Here is a 24,071-nt window from a genome sequence, read left to right as displayed (position 1 = left end):
TAGTTAAAAGAACAGGTCATATTTGGATATATAACTTACTTTCAGGTTGTGAAGAAAACTTTCTCCACAACCTGTTTTTGTGCCTAGCCCCCTCTTTACCTACCAATACTGATAAAAAGAGGAAATTCATTATGATGGGGGCATCGGAAAATCAACATAATTAGCGTGTATACAATTAAAAACTAATGTTTTTCTGATAATTAAGTAGAGGTCACCGTACATACCCATCCAGTTAACATTTTGAAATACTCCAAAACGAAAGAATGAGCTGTATTGTTACTAGCCATAACACCCATCGTGTTAATCATAAATAGCTTGTATCAGTTCTTTTACCTCCGCATTTGGATTAGGATGATTGAGCTGTTTCATCCAATAATAGTACGTACTACGAGTAATATTAACGGGTTGAAGTAACTCCTTGACAGGAAATTCATGCCTTAATCCATAAAAGAATAGTTATTTTACGCAGTATTGCGAAAAGAGGAAGAAGGGCGTATTTCCTTTCAGCAAAGATTTAAATAATTTCTGGTTATGATCGTTAGTTTTGGGATTATTATGTTTCTCATATATGGAGAAATCCTGTTACAATAGTAAAGAATAAATTGGGTACAAATTGATAATGAAATGGGGAAATATGCTGAATGAAAGCAACCGGAGTAACTAGAAAAGTGGATGAATTAGGGCGTATAGTAATTCCAAAGGAACTTAGAAATACGCTTGGGATTAATGAAAAATCACCATTAGAGATTTTTGTAGAAGGGGAAGACATCATTTTAAAGAAGTATCAGCCTGGTCATGTTTGTGCATTAACAGGAGAAGTGTCAAATCGTAATATGGCATTAGCAAAGGGTAAGATCTCATTGAGTCCAGAAGGTGCAGAACTATTAATAAAAGAAATAGAACAGTACCTTGTCAAATAAGTGCTCCTTTCAAGGGCTTTTTTTATGGTTAACAAAATAATTTCACGTACCGTAATGATTTAAAAAAACTAAAACACTACAATAATAGTCTACATTTAATCTTGTGTAGACTTAATCAGCTAAATAGAGAATGTATTGTATATTTCGGATAGATTTCTTGCGAAATATGTACCTAGAGCAGTATTTCAATTTAAATGTGATATATTCGTTTTGCTAGTGAAAGGGGATGAGTGTCGATGAAAAACCACATAAAAGTAAATGGAGAAATCCTTCAAACAAATAAAAAATGGTCACATCTCAAGCAAAGACAAAGACAACATATTTCTAATTGGTTACGTAAAGAATATACACAGTTTGTAAAAACACATTATAGAAAACCTAGGAAGTATGAACATGATGAGATTCTTCATGAAGTAATGAATCAAATACAGGAACGTGAAATTTGGATTCCTAATGGTGAAGTAAAAAGATATTATCTAAGCAAAATAGGAAAATGGTTTAGAAAAATAGAAAGTGAATGGGAATCACAAATATCCAACAGTGAAAAGCAGCAGGTATTAGAAGAAAAGTAAATCCAAACAAACCAGGGGGCGTATTTCATGTTTAATTTACAAGAGGATATGTATGAACAATTGAAAGAGAAAAAAGGGGAAGTTACTGTATTTTTAAAGAATGGCGTTCCAGTGCGTGGGCAGATTCTTGCAATGGATAAATTCACCGTTCTTATGATCGTTCATGGTAAGCAACAACTAGTCTACAAGCAAGCTATTTCCACAATTCTTAAGTAATTCTTGTTCTTTTTTCGAGGAAAGAGGAACTAACAAAAAAAAGAAGATTGAAATCAATCTTCTTTAGAAAAAGGAACAGATGACAGATTAGTACTCCAACTCATAATCAATTATAAATAAGGGTACATATATATTCAATGCGTTCTGAAATTTCTCAATATATTTATCCTATTTTTAAATTATAATATAAGTAATTCTTTTTATTATTATACACTGGTTCTCTCCTGTTGCAATTGCAGCCAATTTGATATACTATAAGTAAAATTGCCAGAAAGGTGATGAGATTATGAACCAACAACAAAATAATAGGGATCGAGACCAAGAAATGATGTTTTCTATACAAGGAGTCCCAACAAATAAAGCTAACATGAATCAATTACCAAAATGGATTGGAATTTTTGGCTATGGTGCTTTTACTTTTATGGCATTAAGCGGTTTAGCGATGCTTATTTTAAGTATTTTTAGAAGTTAAAAAATATCTCAATTATAATACAACTAGCATTTAAATACAAAAAAAGAAGAATCCATAATTCGCTGGATTCTTCTTTATTTATTTTTACTTGCTAATCCATTTGGAGATAATAGGATAATGAAAATCTTTCTCTTGTAATACATGTAAAATTCCTTTAAGGGGCCCGAAAGCTAATAAAATAGTTAGGATTATATAAATTGGGGCTGTCCACAATATCATGGACATATTACTCATGTTCATATCGGAATGGAACATAGAAAACATTAAAGTCCTCATTACAAAAGTATTCCAAATCAATACAATAATCCAAGTGAATAGCTGATAAACGGCTGTTTCAATAGCAATTATACGAAGTTTTTTTGATTTGAATATGAAATAAAAAATTAAGGGTATATAAAAAATTGTAATGCTAAAAAGAGTGAGAATGATGAAAGATAATAAAGTAATAATATGCATCATAAGTACTAGTTTTTTTTCCTGAGATAAATTCATTTAGACTCCTCCTATATGTAGGCTTGATTCTCTTTAAGTTAACGATAACCCATTATAACACATCATCTAATGTAACAAAAAATAATTATTTGTTAGTTTTTGTTACATTTTGTATTTAGAAATATGAAATATCCTAACTGATAAATTTGCTGTAACAAAATACTGTATCAAAATTAATTCTTAACATTACTAGTAAAACACCTTTTTGTTACACTGAAATCTCATACTGGAAATAAAATACAGCTTATGACCCGTTTTTACACGTATCTCGGCTGAACCCCTCATAGGTGTAAGATCTATGGGGCTTTTTTAATAAAGGAAATATTAAATTTTACGTACCGTGATATTTAATAAAAAGTAAAACACATAATCAATAGTCGACATTTATTTTCTTGCTTAATTAAGCCGCTTAATGGATTCGGTCGCGTCTATTTTGGATACTATCTTATGTGAAATGGAGATATTATTTTTATTTCGGATAGATTTCTTACGAAATCTATACCTAGAGACGTATTTAAATTTAAATGTGATACGATAATTGTATATATGCATTTAGATGGTAAAGGGGATGAGTGTTGATGAGGAATAATATGAAAATAAAGTTAGCTACGCTAGATGAAGTTAATCAAATAGAAATTTTATATCAAGAGCTTTTTTTAAAAATGTCAAAACTTCAGCCGGAATATATAAAGCCTGCAAAGCAAGATGTAGAGTTTATAAAGAAGACAATTAATGAAAAGGATTCGGATATATTAATAGCTGAAATTGATAACTGTATTATTGGTTTTTTACTTATTCAAGAACTAATCACACCATCCTATACGTGTTTGGTTGAACATAAATACGCTTTTATTACAGATATACTTGTTGGAAACAAATATCAACATCAAGGAATTGGTTCAGCTTTGTTATTCGAAGGGAAAAAATGGGCTAAAAATCGAAATTTAGATTACTTAGAGTTGAATGTCCTGTCTGAAAATACTGGTGCTATTGCTTTATATGAAAAGCAGAGATTTAGAGATGTGAGTCATACAATGCGCTATGAATTTTAATTTAATGACATAGATTACTATATGTTTGTTTTTTCCTGTTGCAGAATCCCTATGATAAGGATTCTTTTTCTATATAAAAATCACAAATAAAAAAGATAAGATCAGCGAACACAATCTTATCTTTAACACAAGGAGTAAACAAAAGGATAACCATCATATTTTTATTATAATTTAATTTTTGTTAATTTTGAATATTATAACTATAATTAACGAGTATATCTATATTGAGAAATTTATTACAAAATTAGTTATAAATGATTCAAAAACTTCAATGTAAACTTTTAGAAAAAAGTTTACTTCCAAATTAGAAAAGATTAGGTCCTCAATAGGCTTTACCCCAGCCATAAACCTTACAATCAAAAACAAAGGGTAATTCAACTATCAAACTCATATAAAATTTTAATCTTGTCTAAGCATCCATTAGGATATACAATTGATCATCTATTTTTCTTTACATAATCTCCAGATACAGTCCATATCAACTATAGATTCTTGTCTTATGCTAAATGTAATCAAAAAGCAAGTAGATAAAGATAATGACTAAAACATTAACTCTAGATACTTTTTTGATGAATATTACAAATAAACAGGAGGTAATGAAAAATGATTAAAACATTATTAGCAGGAGCATTTTTAAGTACAGGATTATTAGCGGGTGGTGCAATTGGTGCAGATGATGCGAAAACGGACAATTTAAAGTCAAATGAAAATTTAAATCAAGTAATTACACAGAGTGCAGATGGAACAACGTCTTCCTCACAAAACTTTGATTTACCTAAAGATGCAGTGCCAGCATCTAAAGGAGATGTAAAAACTGTTGAAAAATCAGAAGGTACAGGTACAGATTCTCAAGAAGGAAAAATGGTACCAACAAATGAAGAAAATTAAATAATATATAGTTATAACGAAGAGCATCCAAAAAGAGGTGCTCTTTTTATATTATAGGGATCAACTAGTTTTACACAACATAGAGCTGTAGGAGGAATTGAGGATTAGAACATGGGGTACGGTTTCTTCAAATCATGGTGTTTAGAGCAATAGTTTTGGTGGTAACGTTACAATACAAACATTTTGTTAGAGATTTTTTTAATTTACATAGACTCTAGATAGACTACATATCAACTTCAGATACTTGTTTTATGATACAAGTAATCAAACAAAAGGAGGGCAATACAAAATGATTAAAACAGTATCAATAGGCACTCTTTTAAGTACAGGAGATTATTAACAGGTGGAGAAAATGCTGAAGATGTACAGACAGATAAGCATATTCCATATGAACAAAATGAATTGCAGTAAATTCTAGAAAAGTACGATTCGAAGAAATTTGAGTTATAAAAAGAAAATGGATAAATATAGTAAAAATAGATAAATTGACAAGAGAAAAGCACTTTGTGTATATCACAGGTGCTTTTTATTTTTATTTTGATCTAGGATTTAAATTAAACTTTTATACTAAAATATATATAGGAAAAGTTGGAAGTTCATTGTACAAAATTATTTATGGAATATTAATTTTAATTTATACTTTGTATTCATTTTTTGTAAGTGATGGAAGTGAAGTAAGGTTTATTATGGTGTTAACTATAGTACTTATTTTTTCTGTGGTTTTAGAAAAAAGGATTGATTAAAGGTCGTTTTTTTAAAGATATCTAATGTAAATTATTATTCAGTAGTTTACTTTCATAATATTGATTTTTATACGTGTTTGGTAAAGAAGATACAATGAATTACTAATAAAAAGTATAACGAAATCTAGTTCGGTATAGTAAAGTGCAAATGAAGATGCCCTCTTTGCTATCTCCCCAAAAAAGAGCCATTGCTGACAATTTTATAGACTGTATTTTCAGAAACATTACAAGCGTGTAAGTAAAATGAAAGGAAATTCAATATGAGAAAAAAATCTTACTACTATAATGAATAACAGAAACACTCATGAAAAAATGTGGTGCGAATCTAGGTGATTTTTATGTCTTTTCATTAAGGTTTTGTCGCAGGAGCAGTACTGTATTAAAATTCAATTAAAAAATTTGATGAAGTTATCACCTTTAGAAAAGATGATTCCGTTAAGTATACATCAATTAGAGAGAACCACATAGATACCGGTATAATTCTGGATTAATATTTACTAGAGGTAACGATACATCGTTATTTTTATCTAGAATATTATTTAAACTACTCAACACGTAACCTAATGGACTGTTAGAGATAGGCGATTTCTGAGAACACCGATGTATCCACCAGTTATCTTAGCAGGCTCTACCTATAGTCCCTGCGGTGAGAACATAAGTATTTTGTACGTTGATTTACCCCAATTTCTACTTTAGCTTGCTTGTCACAACTTTGACAAGCGTGGAGCGATAGAACGTTGAAGAATGATTTGTACCAGTATATAGTGGCGAACAGATTGACTTAGGACAACCGACATTCATCTTCAACCTAAAATTAGTGTTGCACACCCTCACATTTTTGAGGAAGGAGTCTTCTGTCGGAAAAAAATAAAAAACACAGAGGTGTAAAATGAACATTATTTCCGAACGATTCGTTAGTTTTGCAATTCCTACGATACAACTCACATTTTTGTTCCTTCTCATACTTATTTTTAGCTATTTTTTAGTATACAAAAAGGTATGTAAAGGTGAAAAAAAGTTTACCGTACAACAAATTATATTATTGATATTAATAATAGGATATTATTCTCTTGCATTATCAGCTACTTCATTTGGTCGTTCAGATGATATGGTTTTTGCAAGAACGTTTGATTTCGATGTACTTAGTGTTTATAAAAAAGCGTGGAATAACTTTTCGTTTTCTTCTTTTTTCCATATTATTTTAAATATAGGTATGCTGTTTCCGTTAGGAATTTTATTCCCTTTATTTAGTAAGGTTTTTCAAAAAACAAAATGGATGTTAATTATCTCAATTATAGCAAGTTTATTGATTGAAATTCTTGAATTTACACTGCAACGCGGAAGTATGGAACTAGCAGATTTACTTCATAATACTTTAGGCATGATGCTAGGATATTCTGTGTTAAACATAGTTCTTATATTGTTGAAAAAAAATGAAACAGATACAAAAATAATCAAATATTTATACCTTCCCATTACAGTAAGTTTCGTCGCACTCGGAATAATAATTTCGTATCAAATGAAGGAATTTGGAAATATGCCTATTGATCCCATTACAAAAATTGATATGTCTCAAGTTACTATAAAAACATCAATAGAGTTACAAGACGAAGGGAAAAAAATGCCTGTTTACAAAGATTACGGTACAAAAAAATCAAATGTTCGAGATGTTGAAACTCTGTCTCCAAAGGAAGCATTTCAAAAACTGAAACAAGGAGAATTTGATCCTATAGGATCTTTCAAAGCAGGTGATACCTTATTCATTACAAAATATAATATAGATTACTACACTGATACAAAAGGTTTCTCTCAACCTATATATGTTTTTGAAGTACATTTAAATGATAATGACGAAGATAGTTGGTCTCAACCTATTTCCGCAAGAAAATAACGTAAATTTGGTTCTGCTGCAAATTTTTTAAGAAATAAACAGAGACATGAATGTATGATGAAATATTATGAAGAGGCTACTAGTACTGACTATAATTCATGATACATCGAAAAGGCGGAGTCCGTTTGAAGACTTCGCTTTTGTTTGTATAGTACATGCACAGGAGATAAGAGGGTCATCAATCAACTCTCATACTTAATGTGTAAAATTGGAGGGGATTTTTCAAATGAAAATAGTAAAAGTAAAAGATCTTGGTAAAGAATATACAGGAAAGGTTTCACATACAGCACTTTAAAATATTAATTTAATAATTACAGAGGGGGGATTTGTTAGGATTATGGGCCCTTCGAGTAGTGGAAAAACAACATTATTGAATATGGTTTCTACTATTGACTCGCCAACAACAGGCAGTGTATTCATTCATAATAAAAATACGTATCAACTCTCACCCAATGATTTGGCCTTATTTCACATACAGGAATTAGGATTCGTTTTTTAATCCTTTAATTTGTTCCATACATTAACAGTAAAAGAGAATAGGGTTCTTCCGCTCGTATTAGATGGCATAAATGTGAAAAGAATAAATAAACGAGTAGAATCTATTTCAAAAAAATTAGGAATCAGTGAAAATTTAAATAAACGAACATATGGAATTTATGATGGACAAGCATAGCAAATAGAGATTGTCCGTGCACTCATTCATTCTCCTAAATTGGTTCTTGCCGATGAGCCAAGAGGAAACTTAGATTCTAAAGCTTCTCAAGATGTAATGGAGTTAGTAACACAATTAATAAAGAGGAAATGATGTTAGTAACGAACGATTCAGTTGCTGTAAGTTACTGTGACCGCATAATTTTTATTAAAGATGGCCAGTTATTCAATGAAGTTAATTGCAAAGACGATCGTTCATTATTCTATAAAAAAATTATGGATAGTCTTTCTATGTTAGGGGGGAATAAACATGACTTTTCGACAACTTGCACTCAATAATGTTTTACGGAATAAACGAATATATCTAGGTCATTTTTTTAGTAGTACATTTGCGGTATTGATTTTTTTCACTTATGGGCTACTTGTCTTTCATCCGAACCTACAAGGTGAACTAACTCATGTAAGTACCATCATGAGTACATTTGGGAAAATAGGATTTCATGTATCGTATTACTTAATATTTGTTTTTTCTTTCTTATTTATTTTCTATTCTGTTAGTGCATTTCTAAAAAATAGAAAAAAAGAGTTTGGATTATTAATGTTACACGGAATGTCTCATCAACAGCTTCATCGATTAATTTTTTTCGAAAATATGTTGATTGGAATCCCTTCTATAGTAGTAGGAATCGGATTAGGAATGGTTTTTTCTAAATTGTTTTTACTGGTTAGTGGGTCTTTATTAGGCGTAGAGCAAACGTTAGCATTTTACTTTCCATTCAAGGCAATAGTAGTAACAGCAATGTCCTTTTTGGTTTTATTTCTACTTATTTCTTTGTTTACATCAAAAATGGTGAAAATGAATGAACTTGTAGAACTCATAAAATCAGATGAAAAACCAAAAACTGAGCCAATAGTGTCTGTTTATATATCCTTGTTGGTACTTATTTTATTGGGAGCGGGTTACTCATGTGTTCACCACAGTATCGCTGCGGTGGATTACATGCGTTTAAATCAATTATTCCTACTCGTAGGTGTAGGAGTCGTATTCATTGTATGTGGGACCTATTTTTTCTTTACACAATTGTGTGTATATGTATTATCTGCTTTAAAAAATAGAGAAACTACATTTTTTAAAAGAACCAATCTCCTTGTTATTTCAGAATTAATGTATCGCATGAAAGATAATGCGAGAACGTTTTTTATCGTTTCAATTATATCTGCAGTATCTTTTACAGCAATTGGAGTTTGTACGGCTATCGCAAATCCTGAATTGGCAACACATGAGACCCCATATGCATTTACCTATCGATCGGATAAGGGGAATATACAAGAAAAAGTGCATATTGATGAGATAAAAAAGCAATTAAAAGAATCTGGATTTTCTTATAAACTTGTAGCAACAAAATTTATAAGGGCACAAAGTGGGCCGGCTTTAATTAATCTTTCTACGTATAATGAATACGCTAAAAAATTAGGGTATGAAATAGAGAAATTACCAAATGAAAATGAAAGTATCGTTATACGATCAGAGAAAAACCACAAATATGCTGAGAATCTAGAACCTTTTGAATTAAGGCATGGTGAACTAGAAGTACCACTTGCTGTTCAAAAAACAGTTTATATCCCAGAATTTACGGGCACGTTTGTTAAACCTGTTATTGTCTCTGATGCTGTTTACAGCAAAGTCCTAAATATACAAGAAGAAAGTATACTCCGGGATTACACTATATACGGTTTTATCGTTAAAAATTGGTCTGAAACAAGTGGGATTTCTACAAACCTTATGAAGTTCATTGGTACGAATCAAGAGGATTATTATGCCTTTTCATCTTTGTATTTAAAATGGATTGAATTGAAACAACAAAACGGATCACTTTCTATTTCAAGTGTAATGGTGGGAATAGTATTTTTTGTGTTTACACTTAGCTTTTTGTATTTCCGTCTATTTACTGATTTAGAACGTGATCAAGAGCAATATCAAATGATTTCAAAATTAGGATTAAGCCAAAGTGAGTTAAAACAAATCGTAACAAGACAAATGATATTACTATTTTTCTTACCGATTGTAGTGGCTATGGTTCATAGCAGTTTTGCGTTTCTAACGTTTCATCAATTAGGACAAACAGTAAGTAAGGAAATGTCTGTTCTACAAAGCTCAATTGTTGTATTAGTAATCTTTATTTGTATACAAGTGATTTACTTCCTTATTATTAGACATCACTATTTAAAACGCATATGTACAAAAATGTATTCATAAAAAAGATAGGCAAAAAATTAAATGTGCATACTCAATCACTAATTATGGTTGGCTATGCACATTTAGAATGTTAAAAATATACCAAGGTTAATATGTATTTGTTCCGATTTATTTTGATCTTCTTGGCTTAATCAATTGTCAGTAGCTTAAAAAAGGAATCATGGTCTTCCCCCTTTAGATAGCCCTAATGGGTATAAAATTCATAAGTATTTTAGTTTATATGTAAAATGGATATTGTATTTAATGAAGCGCCCTGTAAACAAGGTGCTTTTTCAATTTTATCCTACTCCCCCAATTGGAGAATCAACATACTATTTTAAGTAAAGAAAAAAGATGGATATCATCTCTATAACGTTTATTAATTTAGAAACAATAAATATACACTTTAAAGGACACTTATTGCATTTTAGGGGGGATATAAGATATCATTTTTTTAAATAAAACATAAAACGCTAAACGAACTATAAAAATTACACCTAAATTAAAGGAGAGTACGAAATGAATACAATCATGATTGTAGAAGATGATATGAAAATTGCTGAATTACTGGGAACTCATATAAAAAAATATGGATACCAAAGTATTATTATAGAGGATTTTGAAAATATCTTAGAAATATTTCAAGAGATAAAACCAGATGTAGTGCTATTAGATATAAATTTACCGAATTTTGATGGTTATTATTGGTGTCGCCAAATACGAGCTATTTCTACTTGTCCAATTGTATTTCTATCTGCAAGAAGTGGAGAGATGGATCAAGTTATGGCTTTAGAAAATGGTGGTGATGATTATATTACAAAACCTTTTTATTATGAAGTTGTAATGTCTAAAATCCGTAGTCAACTAAGGAGAGCATACGGTGAATATGCTCCAAAAGTAAAAGAACGAATAGTTGAGCGATCAGGGTTATCCCTGTTCCCAGAAAGAATGGAACTTCAACTAGATGAAAAGATAATTTTACTAACTAAAAAAGAAACAACTTTATTGGAAATATTGATAACAAAGTCTCCACTCCTTGTAAAACGTGAAGTGATTTTAGAACAACTATGGGATAGTTCATATATAGACGAGAATACATTGAGTGTAAATATAGGTAGAATTAGAAGGAAATTGCAAGATTTAGGTATTGAAAACGCACTTGAGACAGTTCGTGGTGCTGGATATCGTTTGCATGCTACTTGGGAGAGGGAAGGAAAGGAATAATGAAATTATTTTTAAAAGAACATATTCCACTCATTTGTTATACATTTGCCCAATTGCTTATCATCCTTTTTATATATTGGTTTGATGGTTATCCACATATTTTGACAGCATTATATTCTGTATTTTTGGGTGTTTTTTTATTAATAGGTTATCTAATATATCGTTATTATAGTCACCGTTCATTCTACAAGCGTCTATCAACACCAATGGAAGCTTTAAATGAGTCAATAAAAGATAGTGATTTGACTCCCTTATCAATGGCCTTAGAAACATTACTACAAGCTCAATATCAATATTATCAAAACCAATTAAAAAAATGGGAACGAAAACAACAAGAACAAATGACTTTTATGAATCAATGGGCTCATCAAATGAAAACACCTCTTTCTGTTATTGAGTTAATTACACAAGATGCAGATGACTCTCGATTTGACAGTATTAATGAAGAAACGGAAAGAATCAAAAAAGGATTAGAAATGGTTTTATATGTTGCTCGTTTAGAAACATTTGAACAGGATTTTCATGTGGACAGATTGCAGTTATTGGAAATGATTGATTCTGCTATTCATGAAAATAAACGTCTATTTATACGTAGTTATGTATATCCAGAGGTAAAAGTAGATCCGAATCTTATTGTAGAAACAGATAAGAAATGGTTTCGATTTATACTCAATCAAGTACTGTCAAATGCAATTAAATATTCATCAAGTAAGCAAGAAAAAGTAATAGTATCGGCGTGTTCAAAAGGACGAGCAATTGTTTTGGAAGTAAAAGATCATGGGGTTGGTATTCCTTCTGCTGATTTACCACGTGTTTTCAACCCATTTTATACTGGAGAAAATGGTAGGAAATTTAAAGAGTCTACGGGAATGGGATTATATCTTGTTAAAGAAGTATGTGAAAAATTAAATCATAGGATTGAGCTAGAATCTGAAGTAGGTAAGGGAACAAAAGTTAGAATCATATTCCCGTATGCATCTCGTTAACCGATGAAAGGTATACTTTTCATCGGTTTTTCTTTTGAATCTTACAAACTTGTTAGATAACTGTTAGGGAAATCGATATGAGACATACTATATATAGGTTACACTTCATGTATCGAAAAGAGAAATGGAAGGTGAAATACTTGTGGAGATACTACATGTTTCAGATTTAGGGAAGGTTTATCCTGGGAAAATTTCTTATACAGCATTATCCCATATTGATTTAAAAATAAACAAAGGTGAATTTGTAGGAATTATGGGACCATCTGGGAGTGGTAAAACAACGCTATTAAATATGGTGTCTACTATAGATGCTCCAACATCAGGAGAAGTATTAATTCATGGAGAAAATCCATATCTGTTATCTCCAAATCAGCTGTCTTTATTTCGAAGACGAGAATTAGGGTTTGTTTTTCAATCATTTAATCTCCTTAATACATTGACAGTGAAAGAAAATATTGTTCTTCCACTTACGCTTGATGGTGTCAGTCCTAAAGAAATGGAAGGGAAAGTAGAAGCTATTGCTAAAAAACTAGGGATAACTGAAATATTAGATAAACGTACGTATGAAATTTCTGGTGGGCAGGCACAAAGAACTGCAATCGCACGTGCTACTATTCATAATCCGAAATTATTACTTGCAGATGAGCCTACAGGAAATCTGGATTCAAAATCTGCTAGTGATGTGATGGAATTATTGACAAAGCTTAATAAAGAAAATAGCACAACGATGATGTTAGTGACACATGATGCAATGGCTGCAAGTTATTGTGATCGAATTGTGTTTATCAAAGATGGACAGTTATACAATGAGATTTATTGTGGAGATAATCGCAAAGTATTCTATCAAAAAATTCTAGAGGTTTTAGCATTATTAGGAGGAAATGCAAATGACTTTTCGACAGTTCGCATTTAATAACGTTATTCGTAGTAAAAGAACATATTTGGCTCATTTTTTAAGTAGTACGTTTGCTATTATGATTTTCTTTACTTATGCATTACTTGCATTTCATCCTAATTTACAAGGCGATCTTGCTGCCAGCAGTGTAACAATCAATACATTCGCAAAGTCAGGATTACAGATATCGCAGGGGTTAATATTTTTCTTCTCATTCTTTTTTATCCTATATTCTGTAAGTGCATTTTTAAAAACAAGAAAAAAAGATTTTGGAATTTTAATGCTACATGGGATGTCACGTTCACAATTGAACAAATTAGTATTTATTGAAAATATAATAATTGGTATCGTTTCGATTTTAACAGGAATTACAATTGGAATGGCGTTCTCTAAGTTTATCTTAATTATGAGTAACCATTTGTTAATGATTGATAAAGGACTTCCATTTTACATGCCATTTAAAGCAATTGGAATAACATTTGGAGCTTTCTTCTTATTATTTTTATTTATTTCACTTTTCACTTCTCGGCTAGTAAATGTAGAGCAATTAGTAGAATTAATAAAAGCAGAAGAAAAGCCAAAACCTGAACCCAAAGCATCCCTTTGGTTATCTTTGTTCGCACTAATTTGTATGGGATTAGGATATACTGCTGTTTTCCATAGTGTTAACGCAATTCATTACAAGGATGTGAAATATGTATTATTCATGATGGCGATAGGGGTGAGCTTTGTTGTACTTGGAACGTACTTCTTATTTACACAGCTCAGTGTGTATGTGTTACGTGCATTAAAGAAAAGGGAAAATATTTTCTTTAAGAAAACAAACATACTCACCATTTCAGATTTAGTGTATCAATTAAAAGATAATGCAAAAATGTTTTTTATGGTCACTATTATATCTGCCGTTGCCTTCACCGCAGTGGGGACTTGTATGGGATTAGGTAACTCTTCTATGGCTGAATCGAATAGTCCCTTTGCATTTTCTTATAAATCTTATAATAATCCTTTAGAAAAAGAGCATCTAAAAAAAATAGAAAGCGAACTCAATAATGGTAGGTTTAAATTCAAGCAAGTAGCTTATTCAACAAAACAAAGTCGAGATACTCTCTATAACAATAATATATTATCAACCGTTATAAAATTAAGTGATTATAATAAGTTAGCTAAGGCATTTGGTTTTGAAAAAGAAAGCTTAAAAAATGAAAATGATAGTCTTGTCATACCTTCAAGAAAAGTTGTTAATACAAAATCGAATCAAAATAACTTTCAATTGTTGTATAGAGATATGAAAATAGATATGCATGTAAATAAAATACTTACTCCGAAAGAATTACAAGATACAATGGTAACGATAATTATTGTACCAGACGCCGTATATAATCAAATGATAGCAGATCCAGAGAATCACTATTTTGAAACCACTATCAATGGTTTCATTGTGAAAGATTGGGAGAAAACAAAAAAAGTTGCGGAAAATCTTTTAGCTGCTTTTCAGAAAGATAATACAAGTAAAATTGAGGATATAGTAGACAACGGAAAATATACATTTTCGACTTTAATTCTTAAATGGATAGTAATGAAGCAAAGTTTTGGACTTGCATCTATCATGAGTGTATTAATAGGCATTGTTTTCTTTACGTTTGCTGCAAGCTTTTTATATTTCCGATTATACACAGACTTAGAACGAAATCAGCAGCAATATAAAATGATAGCAAAAGTTGGTTTAAGTAAACTCGAATTAAAGAAAATTGTGTCACGTCAACTTGTATTACTATTCTTTTTACCCATTGTAATAGCAATTACACATAGTGTCGTAGCCTTTATGGCTTTGCAAAAGTTAGCTAATTTTTCAGTCTTGGGTAGTTCCATTATAGTATTAGTTTGTTTCTTAGTTTTACAAATTATATACTTTTACTTTGTTCGTACTCAATATTTGAAGAAAATGTATAAAACAATCATTTAATTCAATTTAAAAAAATAAAATAAGGAGAATATAGGATGAAAAAAAGACTTGGGTTATTAATAGTAGCTGGTATTTCAATTACCGCGTTAGGAGCATATTCATTATTTGGTACAAAAGACTCTCCAGCAAATGGAATTTCAATAGAAGTAGGAAAGATAAACGAACAAACAAACAAGAAACTCTATAATAGACTTGTACAAAGATATAACAACCTCGCAAGACTTATATGAATTAAAAGAAGGGACGGTAGATAATAACAAGCTCAACATAAAGCTCCCGACACAGTTTGGGGATTCTATGGATACTGCTACTAGTAATTTACTATTTATTAGTAGAACAACTGCTGAAAAAATGAATAAAAAGGGACTTATACGTGAAAGGGATAATAACAATGGGCTCCTATCTTCAGACCCTCTTGATTCGTTACCAAAAATAGAAAAAGATGAAACTATCATATTTGCAAATAAAGAATATAAAGACTTGAAAGAACTAACATTTGATCAGAAAAAAATGAATGTTCAATATAAAGGGGATGTATGGCTATCTCCGCATCGTGGTGGATCCAACGAAATCCTATTAATTGTAGATGATACATTATTTAAAGAAATAGATGGGAAAGAAAAAACTAGACAGATTCTATCTTTTAATAAATCTTTTGGGAATCTTAATTTAGTCAATCAAGGGAAAGCACCAGAATTAAGAAAGGAAAGAGATAAAGTAAATACGGCTTTAGGCACTGAGGACAAGAGAGCTATCGATTTCATAAATATTACAAAAAAATAAAAAACTGTAGAAAAAAGTTTAGAACATATTAATTATCTTTGAAAAAATCATTTATTGATCTTTCAAAGATGATTATTTTTAAGGACACAAATAAGTTGACCTGATTTTTTAGTCATAATAAAAAATTTAATACTTACCAAGTGCGCCCACAGACTGAATTAGAAATGAAAAAATTGATTGGAATGATTTATGTTGATTGTGATAATGAAGATAATGGATTAATAAAACGATACAAAAAAGATTCGTTTCATTGGTATAAGTATATAATTCAAACAAATGGCGAAATTATTGTTTGATAAAAAACATTTTAGACTATTAGGGGTACGGAAAAGATTCTGCCTATAAAGTAAAATTATATACAAAAACAGTTAAGAAGACCGTATAGTTATATTTTTAGAGGAAGCATCCGTAGCGGATGCTTTTTTCTTTGTTATGTAAATTTTATATAATAAATAAGAAATTACAAAGTGGACAATTGAACCATCCGAGTTAGGTGATTAGTTATAACTGTCTGGAGGTATTTGTACCAGAATATAATGTGTTAATATTTTGACATTTTTTGTGTGTTATGCTTTTTATTTATAATAAATGTATTAAAATCTTTTTTTCTCATACGTTTATTGAGTTATTCATCTTATTAAGTGAATTAAAATATATCCATTTCCTTATATAAATGAGTATTTTTATGTTAGATTGTGTAAATATGTGTAAATAGATAATATGAATATATAAGTAATATCTATTACTTGTATATTCATATTTTAAGTATCTAAAAATATAGCGGAGGGATAGTATGAAAAGGGGACAGAAACGAAAAACACAAAATTTAGTGATAGTAAATGCCGCATTATCTATGTTTGCTACTGGAATAACGCCCTCATTAGAAATTTTTGCGGAAGAACAAGCGCAGCAACAGAAAGTGTATGAAGCTGTTCAAAATCATCAAGGAAATGGTGACTCGAATTGGATATTTGCTTTATCGTTATGGAAACCGCTTATTTTGAATTTTTAAGTTGATGGCATGGGAATTATTTTATATAAAGGAGAGTCATGCAGCAGTCAAAATCAAAAACAAAAAAGGGGGAAATTATTTTGAAAAAGATTTCATCTTTATTACTAACTATGCCTATTATTTTAGGAAGTATTGCTACGATTCCTTATACAAAGGTTTCAGCTGAAACAATGTCATTTAATCAAGAAGCATTTACTCTAGAAACATTGAACCAACAGACAGATCAAGCTATTGCAAATGGTAATTTTGAAGCTCATTTGAATAATCTCACAGCATATTTGAATGGAAATGTTGAGGGTATGACTGAAGAGAATTTGAAAAAGAAGCTTGCAGACCCAGCATTTGCAGCAGCTTTGGCTCAGTGGCAATTCATATTACAAACAGGTGCTGAAACAATGGCTACATTTGCTAAAAAAGATGCTGACCATCAGAAATTTCTTGGGTGGGCTATGAAAAATACAGATGTGATGAATACCTATCTTGAAGGTGGTAGTCCATCTGGAAAAAATCCTGTAAATGCACTTGAGATATGGAATACAATCTGGAATGCGGATGCAAATTCTCACGAAGGATTGTATTTAAAACTGGCGATAGCTACATCGTTAGCTCATGCTGAACCTATAAAATATTGGACAAACAATCAACCTATTAATCCATTAACAAGGTACCAACATTATAAATCAGCAGATCAAAATAATGAGTTACTTCCTTGCTTTAGAACATATGATGTTTGGCATTTAAGGTTAGTAGTGAATAATTGGTCACCAGAAGAAGATTTAACTTGGGCAAGGAATATGATTAATACGGAACATCCAGAACTTAAAAATCAAGATAAGGTAGGGGAAAGTGCATATTTGATTAATTATGTAACTCATAACAAAGATGGAGTTAGCATTCACGCTGGAAATGATGCATTCTATGGTTTAGGTTGGAATCTTTCTTCCATTTATAGATTTGGCGGGGTATGTGGTAATATTTCGAAGTTTGGTACGCAAGTAAGCCAAGCATTTGGAGTAGCAGCTATGCCTGTTGGACAACCTGGACATTGTGCACTTATATGGAATAACAAGCCATCTTCTTGGAATTTAGGAAATGATATATCTGGATGGAGTCAGTCGAGCCGTCATGATGCAACTGTTATTCCTTGGTCAGATAATAGCCCGACAAATCAAGTGCCGTATATGCTACTATTTGAAAATGCTGAACGTGACCCAGTAAAACTAGATCAATCAGAGCGATTACGCTGGTTAGCGAAAGCGATGACTTCAAAAGATAATAAAATTGCAATTTATAAAATATCCACCAATATTTTACCAATCAATTTTTTAGTATGGGAAGACTACGTTTCTCTTATGTTACAAAATCCAAATGTAACAGATGCTGAGTGGAAAGCATTAAATAACAATATCATTTCTGTTTTTGCAAATGAACCGCGACCGATGATGGATCTTCTTAATCAAATAAAAAACCATGTACCAAATACAGATGATATCTTAGAGGGAGATCAATTTGCATGGTCACTGAAAGGGATTGGAGATTTTGAATTTGCGAAAGTAAATTTAATTAAATCAACAGAAGAAATGCAAATTAATCTAAAATCAGGTGTACCACATAACTACTTTGATAGTACATATGCAAGTATTAAAGTGCAAAACACATCAGGTAAAGTGGTCTATAACAAAGAGATTTATGGGAATAAACAGCAAAATGCTGAAACTCAAAAAGTTCCAGTAAAGATCGGCGATTTTATTGAGTTTACACATTTAGAAGGTAGAGAGAGGGCAACATTAATAAATTTAAATAACAATAAACGTGAAAACTTTGATAAAAAAGCAATGTATGAAGTTACAAAAGATGGCCTGAAAAAAGTAAATCAAATTGTTAATCCGAAACCAGATACAGAAGCTCCAACACAACCACAAGGATTATATGCAAGCAACGTTGCTTCTAACAGTGTAGAGCTAAAATGGAACCCTTCTACAGATAATGTAGGTGTAAAAGAATATCAGGTACTACGCGATGGACAATTGATTCAAACGGTACAAGGAACGACATTTACTGATCAAAACTTAACAGCTAATAAGGAATATAAATATGCAGTGAAGGCTGTAGATGCAGCTGGAAATACATCAATTCAAAGTAACATTCTTCTGTTAAAAACAAAAGATCAAAATGTATCTTATGAAAAATGGAATCCGAAGAAGGCATATACAAAGGGAGATAAAGTAGAACATCAAGGGAAAGTGTATGAAGCGGTTCAAAATCATCAAGGAAATGGTGACCCAAATTGGATATTCGCTTTGGCATTATGGAATCCACTAACATAAGGGTCTGATGTATATTGAAACTACGCCAAAATGTTTATGGTAATTATGGAGTTTCCCCTTATGCCCATCAAGCTAAGATTTTTAATTATCCCCAAAACGAAAAATTTATCTCTCTACAGTTATTTATGATAAATTAATGGAATTTCTTTTTTTCAACAGATCATTAATTTTTAAAAATTATATTCAAAGGTTAGGATTTCACAATAACTTTTATGAACTATTAATACTTCATAAAAGTTATTGTGAATTTTGTGAATGAGTGTTTTTGGCTGTCTACTTTAATAAATCCATGATGAGCTTCGATAATTGATTGTGCTAGTGCTAAGCCAATTCCAATGGACCATTCTTTATTAGAATTTTTTGTTTTGTAAAATCTATCGAATATATATGGAAAATCTTCTGATGCAAAAATAAAGTAAAAGAGAATAAAGCATATATATTCCTAACGGAATCATATCTTATGCTACAAGTCCAAACAATTGATGGAAGAATTCTTTCTGATTTTGGATAGACTGGTTCCGTAAATTAATCTGTTCTTTTTTAATCATATGCATGGCTTCTACTCCAGAAAGAATGTATATAGCTGTGTCAAAAGATTTGAGTCTCAACATAGAAAGGATACGCTTCTTTATAAAGCGATGATCTTGTTCTACCATATTATTTAAGTACTTTTGTTGTCTAAGTTGCATACCATTAGGTATGCTTTTTTCTTTTTTTAACTGTTCAATTGCTATAGGATAAGTAGGATTCTTATCGACTGTTATCACACGTGGCTTTGAAACATGAAAAAAACGCAAAACTTTCTTGAAAAAGTGTTTTGCAGCCTTTTGGTCTCTTGCTTTGCTTAGACAAAAATCGATTGTGTTTCCTTTCGAATCAACAGCACGGTACAGCTATTATCCTTTAACTTTTATATATGTTTCATCAACTTTCCAAGAATTATTGGTTTGCTTCAGGTGATGACGAATTCGTTTGTCCAATTCAGGGCCATACTATGAACCCAACGCATAATCATGGTATGAGAAATGATAGCGTCTTTTTTCTTATCTTTCTATGCAATCATAAACCATTTATCTCGAAAAAGTGAGTGGGGAAGAGAACGAATGAAAATCATAACGCGTCAGCTTATTTCAATGATTTTCTCGTCTTTAATTAAATTAGTCTTTATATCTATTCATAGTGTGTACTTTATAATGTCCATTGGCGTTAATTACAACGGTAATATAAAAAATAAACAAGGGAACAAATAAAACTTGTGTCATGTCTATATATTGAAACCATAATAAAAGTGAGGGGAGTTTTATGTTTATTCAAATAAGTTCGAGGTGTGGAAATGGAACAAAAGTTTATTGGAAAATGTAATCATGATGAGCTTGACTATGTTATAAAAGATTATTGGCAAGATGTATGGAATTATTCATTTATTATTACGAAAGATCCACACTTATCAGATGACATCACACAAGATGTCTTTATAAAGGTTTTTAAACATTGGCACTTGTTTCGAAAGGAGTCATCTATTAAAACGTGGATATTAAAAATCACAAGAAATACGGCAATAAACTATTTAAAATCCTCTTATTTTAAAAGGATATTTTTAGTGGGATTTTTTAGTGACGATAAACAATCTCCATCGGCAGAACAAGAATTTTTTAAGCAAGAGGAAATGAATGAAGTGTGGGATGTAGTATTAAAACTACCTAAAAAACACCGTGAAATACTAATATTGGACGCGAAATATGAATTATCTTATGAAGAAATGGCTGAAACATTAGGTGTATCAATTGGAACAGTCAAATCTAGATTAAGCCGAGCGAGAAGTAAAGTTTCAAAATTAATAGGGGAGGGTAGAAGTGATGAACAGTAAAAATAATCCTGACTGGTATAGTAAAATAAAAAACGGCCCAATGGAGCATCGGAAAGATGAAGAAGAATTTATTTATAAAATAAAGCAATCGATATATCAAAATAGTGAAGTGGATTCTGTAACAAATAAGAGACCATTTCGTAAAAAAGCATTGCCTGTTGTAGTTGTGGTGGTTTGTACAATGTTATTTTTTATTGTTCAACAACCTTGGCCGGATGATAATAAATCACCGGTACAAAGTAGTACTCAAATTAAGCCTAAAACAAAAGATGAATCTGCTCAAGATCCATCATTAAAACAATTTATGAATGATTTATATCAAAGCACAAATTCAAAAAATGAAAATGATTTGTATAGAGCATTAAATGATGAAGTTCTATTTAAAGGGAAGAGTTATAAGAAGGATGAATTGAAGTTTGATGAAGAGATTTTTCATGAGTTGCAAGTCGCCCTTGCAATGGGGGGAGAATTTGTAAATGATAAGAAGAAAGTTTACAAAGTGCCAAGTGGAATGACAGAAAGTAATCAATCAAAGCAAGAACACTTTATATATGCAACTGTTACTGGAAACAAAACGAAAATTTTAGCTGAACCAAAACGAGAATCCAAAGTTTTATATGAAGTATCTAATGAAATGGTAAAAGCTTGGATCCCGGAAAAAGTGCAGAATGATGGATATATAAAAATATCGACATTTAACGGTAATACTGGGTATGTACAAAAAGAGTATGTTTTAACGGATATTAAATATTCATTTGTCTTCGAAAAGAATCATGAGGATATATGGAAAATAATAAATATAGATTCTATATGGTAAAAGAGGAAGGTTCATTTTAATGAACTTTCCTCTTTGTTTTTATTTTTTTATTGAAGTGTATGCCAGAACTCTAAAACTTCTGCTGTAACAAGAGCAGCGATGTTTTTTTCTGAATTACTACCGGGAATAACGACAGAAATGGCGATTTGTGGATCTTCGGTAGGAGCATATGAAATGAAAAGAGAATGATCTATCATTCTTTCTTGCTCATTGGGAGAACCTGTACTACCCGTTTTACCTGCGACATGAAAAGGTAAATTTTTAATCTCTTCTATATTTTGACTCATTCCACCTTGCACGACACGCCAAAATTCCATAGGATAACGGTTTGAACTTTCTAAAATTGGTTTAAACTTTTTTGTTTCCTTACCGTCTTGACCAAAAGTAGCGCCTACAATTTGAGGTTTATATTTATCACCTTTACTTGCCAAAGTTGCTGCATATTGAGCGAGTTGAAGAGGAGTATGCACTTCATTTCCTCCCCAAGAAGCATTTAATAAAGCAGAAATCCCATTTTCAAATTTATTAGATGGATGCAATTCATATTGTCCGTCTTCTTCAAAGGGTAAATCAATCCCGGTTTTAGAACGTAGGCCAAATTGCATTAAATAATCTGTCCATATATGTGCCACTTTTTCTATATTTCCATTATTTTGGTTAAATAAGGGCAGAGCTACTTTTGCTGTCATGAATGTGTTAGATGAATTAATGATAGCCTGTCTCGGTGTAATTTCACCTGTTGGCGTTCCAGGTGCATTCGTAATGTTATTTTGATTATCATACTTAAAATTACCTTTATCTAAATAAGTATCTTCAGGTTGAAAAAGCTTTTCGTTTAATCCAATCAAAATAGTAAGTGGCTTTATAGTCGAAGCCATATTTACATAAGATTGACCATACTTTAATTTTCGAATTGCCTTATTTTGCGAAAGTGATTTAAAGTTTTCATTTTTAGATGATACATGTGTATTTGGATTAAATACTGCCGAGTTGGCCATGGTTAAAATTGCGCCAGTTTTTACATCGGTGACTACAACATAACCCGCTTTAGCATCAGGTGTTTTCTTAATTTGCGATCTTAATGCTTCTTCTGCTTTTTGCTGCAATTTAGAGTCTAAGGCTAGCCGGACATCTTTTCCTTTTTGTACATTTTGAATGTTCCAGAAGAACTTTTTATTACCAATCCTAAAAATAAGAGTTTTTCCTGGTTTTCCTTTTAAATCATTTTCATATTGCAGCTCAATCCCACTTTTTCCAACAAGCATATGCTTTGAATTAAGGTCATTTTCTACATACCCAACTACCTGTGAACCAATTTCCTGTTTAGGATAATATCGAATCCATTCATCTTTAATTATTACATTATTAGGTTTGTTTTTGTTTATGAATGCAAGTTCATTCTCAGTTATATCAGAGTATAACGGTATATCATTCATAGTTTGCTTTTTACAAGATTGTTGTAATTGTGATTTTATGTCCTCTGCCGAAATGTCATGTTGAAATTCTTTTGAAAATTGATTGAAAAAAGCTAATGTGTTTGATGTATCTTGTTTCAATAGCTTTTCATCATTAGAAGTGCAATATAGAGACTTAACTTTCTTATTTGTAGCTAGCATTACACCATTTTGATCAAAAATCTTTCCTCTTTCAGCTGAAGAAGTTGCGATAGTAATTGAAATGAAGTTGATTTTTAATAAAAGTAATAAAATCAAACCTACAATAGAAAGAACCGCAAAAAATCTCCATCTTTTTGTATGTAACATATAACCCTCCCTTATGTAGCCTATTTCATCTTATAGTTAATTATTTTTTTTGTAAATGTGGAACAACCTTATTACTTAGGTTTTCTATTAAGTATTACAGCATGAAGAAAGGAATAATTAACATGAAAAGTTACTAACAAGTCTATTTATAAGTTTAATATGAGTCAGACAGACTATAACAAGGGTTTAGAAAACAGTTTTAAAGTGCTTTCTAAAAGACAATACAAATTTTTAAAGATTATTATTTTAAAATTTATGCTTAATAAAATACGAAAATTCTCTTCAAAAGATACACAGATTG

The 24,071-nt window shown here is 31.0% G+C and carries 17 protein-coding genes and 8 pseudogenes; 19 read left to right on the top strand and 6 right to left on the bottom strand.

Translation table 11 applies throughout. The features are described from left to right. Positions 1 to 303 precede the first annotated feature (303 nt). Positions 304 to 447 (bottom strand): annotated as a pseudogene (locus MR160_RS20855) (IS3 family transposase); the annotation flags it as partial. Positions 448 to 641: 194 nt separating this feature from the next. Between MR160_RS20855 and MR160_RS20850 the strand changes: the two are divergent. The 4 genes from MR160_RS20850 to MR160_RS20835 all read left to right on the top strand — a co-directional run bounded on the left by MR160_RS20850 (position 642) and on the right by MR160_RS20835 (position 2,180). Then, a complete protein-coding gene (locus tag MR160_RS20850) occupies positions 642 to 920 on the top strand; it encodes an AbrB/MazE/SpoVT family DNA-binding domain-containing protein (RefSeq protein ID WP_242297978.1) in 279 nt (92 codons plus the stop codon). A 236-nt stretch (positions 921 to 1,156) separates the two neighbouring features. Continuing rightward, positions 1,157 to 1,492: a transposase gene (locus MR160_RS20845; RefSeq protein WP_242297976.1), complete on the top strand. Its 336-nt coding sequence runs from the start codon at positions 1,157 to 1,159 to the stop codon at positions 1,490 to 1,492. Positions 1,493 to 1,519: 27 nt separating this feature from the next. After that, positions 1,520 to 1,708 (top strand): RNA chaperone Hfq, encoded by a 189-nt coding sequence (gene hfq / locus MR160_RS20840; RefSeq protein WP_081143335.1) that lies wholly within the window; start codon positions 1,520 to 1,522, stop codon positions 1,706 to 1,708. A gap of 286 nt (positions 1,709 to 1,994) precedes the next feature. After that, positions 1,995 to 2,180, top strand: a complete 186-nt coding sequence (locus MR160_RS20835; RefSeq protein ID WP_242297973.1) for a hypothetical protein — start codon at positions 1,995 to 1,997, stop codon at positions 2,178 to 2,180. 84 nt (positions 2,181 to 2,264) lie between these two features. Here the strand turns inward: MR160_RS20835 and MR160_RS20830 are convergent, their stop codons facing one another. Beyond that, a complete protein-coding gene (locus MR160_RS20830) occupies positions 2,265 to 2,672 on the bottom strand; it encodes a hypothetical protein (protein ID WP_242297971.1) in 408 nt (135 codons plus the stop codon). A 578-nt stretch (positions 2,673 to 3,250) separates the two neighbouring features. On the opposite strand from MR160_RS20830, the gene MR160_RS20825 reads away from it, so the two are divergent. From MR160_RS20825 to MR160_RS20815, 3 genes and pseudogenes are all read left to right on the top strand, one after another. Continuing rightward, on the top strand, positions 3,251 to 3,724 hold the full coding sequence (locus MR160_RS20825; protein WP_242297969.1) for a GNAT family N-acetyltransferase: 474 nt from the start codon (positions 3,251 to 3,253) through the stop codon (positions 3,722 to 3,724). 603 nt (positions 3,725 to 4,327) lie between these two features. Then, positions 4,328 to 4,603, top strand: a pseudogene (locus MR160_RS20820) (alpha-ketoglutarate permease); the annotation flags it as partial. A gap of 1,641 nt (positions 4,604 to 6,244) precedes the next feature. After that, the gene (locus tag MR160_RS20815; RefSeq protein WP_242297967.1) at positions 6,245 to 7,246 is read left to right on the top strand and encodes a VanZ family protein; all 1,002 of its coding nucleotides are present in this window, start codon (positions 6,245 to 6,247) and stop codon (positions 7,244 to 7,246) included. 89 nt (positions 7,247 to 7,335) lie between these two features. On the opposite strand, the pseudogene MR160_RS35350 reads toward MR160_RS20815, so the two are convergent. Continuing rightward, a pseudogene (locus tag MR160_RS35350) lies at positions 7,336 to 7,416 on the bottom strand (IS6 family transposase); the annotation flags it as partial. A gap of 56 nt (positions 7,417 to 7,472) precedes the next feature. Here MR160_RS35350 and MR160_RS20810 point away from each other — a divergent pair. The 10 genes and pseudogenes from MR160_RS20810 to MR160_RS20765 all read left to right on the top strand — a co-directional run bounded on the left by MR160_RS20810 (position 7,473) and on the right by MR160_RS20765 (position 19,323). Then, positions 7,473 to 8,236 (top strand): annotated as a pseudogene (locus MR160_RS20810) (ABC transporter ATP-binding protein). After that, a complete protein-coding gene (locus MR160_RS20805; protein ID WP_242297966.1) occupies positions 8,208 to 10,154 on the top strand; it encodes an FtsX-like permease family protein in 1,947 nt (648 codons plus the stop codon). Before MR160_RS20810 ends, MR160_RS20805 begins: the two are co-directional and overlap by 29 nt. 498 nt (positions 10,155 to 10,652) lie before the next feature. Then, positions 10,653 to 11,357 (top strand): response regulator, encoded by a 705-nt coding sequence (locus MR160_RS20800; protein ID WP_242297964.1) that lies wholly within the window; start codon positions 10,653 to 10,655, stop codon positions 11,355 to 11,357. Beyond that, a complete protein-coding gene (locus tag MR160_RS20795) occupies positions 11,357 to 12,343 on the top strand; it encodes a sensor histidine kinase (protein ID WP_242297962.1) in 987 nt (328 codons plus the stop codon). The genes MR160_RS20800 and MR160_RS20795 overlap by 1 nt, the downstream gene beginning before the upstream one ends. Positions 12,344 to 12,485: 142 nt before the next feature. After that, positions 12,486 to 13,256 carry an ABC transporter ATP-binding protein gene (locus MR160_RS20790; RefSeq protein WP_346670366.1) on the top strand — a complete coding sequence of 257 codons (771 nt, stop codon included), beginning with the start codon at positions 12,486 to 12,488 and terminating at the stop codon, positions 13,254 to 13,256. After that, the gene (locus MR160_RS20785; RefSeq protein ID WP_242297955.1) at positions 13,231 to 15,201 is read left to right on the top strand and encodes an FtsX-like permease family protein; all 1,971 of its coding nucleotides are present in this window, start codon (positions 13,231 to 13,233) and stop codon (positions 15,199 to 15,201) included. Before MR160_RS20790 ends, MR160_RS20785 begins: the two co-directional genes overlap by 26 nt. 35 nt (positions 15,202 to 15,236) lie before the next feature. Continuing rightward, positions 15,237 to 15,984 (top strand): annotated as a pseudogene (locus tag MR160_RS20780) (lipoprotein BA_5634 family protein). A gap of 161 nt (positions 15,985 to 16,145) precedes the next feature. Further along, a pseudogene (locus MR160_RS20775) lies at positions 16,146 to 16,280 on the top strand (family 1 glycosylhydrolase); the annotation flags it as partial. Between the two features lie 497 nt (positions 16,281 to 16,777). After that, positions 16,778 to 16,996, top strand: a complete 219-nt coding sequence (locus MR160_RS20770) for a chitin-binding protein (RefSeq protein ID WP_242297954.1) — start codon at positions 16,778 to 16,780, stop codon at positions 16,994 to 16,996. A gap of 38 nt (positions 16,997 to 17,034) precedes the next feature. Further along, positions 17,035 to 19,323 (top strand): putative mucin/carbohydrate-binding domain-containing protein, encoded by a 2,289-nt coding sequence (locus MR160_RS20765; RefSeq protein ID WP_481746736.1) that lies wholly within the window; start codon positions 17,035 to 17,037, stop codon positions 19,321 to 19,323. A gap of 220 nt (positions 19,324 to 19,543) precedes the next feature. On the opposite strand, the pseudogene MR160_RS35160 reads toward MR160_RS20765, so the two are convergent. Together MR160_RS35160 and MR160_RS20760 are read right to left on the bottom strand one after the other, a co-directional pair. Then, positions 19,544 to 19,729, bottom strand: a pseudogene (locus MR160_RS35160) (ATP-binding protein); the annotation flags it as partial. A gap of 52 nt (positions 19,730 to 19,781) precedes the next feature. After that, positions 19,782 to 20,350: pseudogene (locus MR160_RS20760) on the bottom strand (IS6 family transposase); the annotation flags it as partial. 306 nt (positions 20,351 to 20,656) lie between these two features. Here MR160_RS20760 and MR160_RS20755 point away from each other — a divergent pair. Continuing rightward, complete coding sequence (locus MR160_RS20755) at positions 20,657 to 21,190, top strand: RNA polymerase sigma factor (protein WP_242297950.1); 534 nt, start codon at positions 20,657 to 20,659, stop codon at positions 21,188 to 21,190. After that, on the top strand, positions 21,180 to 22,007 hold the full coding sequence (locus MR160_RS20750; RefSeq protein ID WP_242297985.1) for an SH3 domain-containing protein: 828 nt from the start codon (positions 21,180 to 21,182) through the stop codon (positions 22,005 to 22,007). The genes MR160_RS20755 and MR160_RS20750 overlap by 11 nt, the downstream gene beginning before the upstream one ends. A gap of 47 nt (positions 22,008 to 22,054) precedes the next feature. Here MR160_RS20750 and MR160_RS20745 read toward each other — a convergent pair whose 3' ends face one another. After that, positions 22,055 to 23,770 carry a peptidoglycan D,D-transpeptidase FtsI family protein gene (locus MR160_RS20745; protein WP_242297945.1) on the bottom strand — a complete coding sequence of 572 codons (1,716 nt, stop codon included), beginning with the start codon at positions 23,768 to 23,770 and terminating at the stop codon, positions 22,055 to 22,057. Between the last annotated feature and the right edge of the window lie 301 nt (positions 23,771 to 24,071).

The organism is Bacillus cereus group sp. BfR-BA-01382, assembly GCF_022663475.1.
Lineage (GTDB): Bacteria > Bacillota > Bacilli > Bacillales > Bacillaceae_G > Bacillus_A > Bacillus_A thuringiensis_S.
Note: the sequence above shows the minus strand (reverse complement) of the source record. Positions and strands in the feature narration are given on the sequence as shown.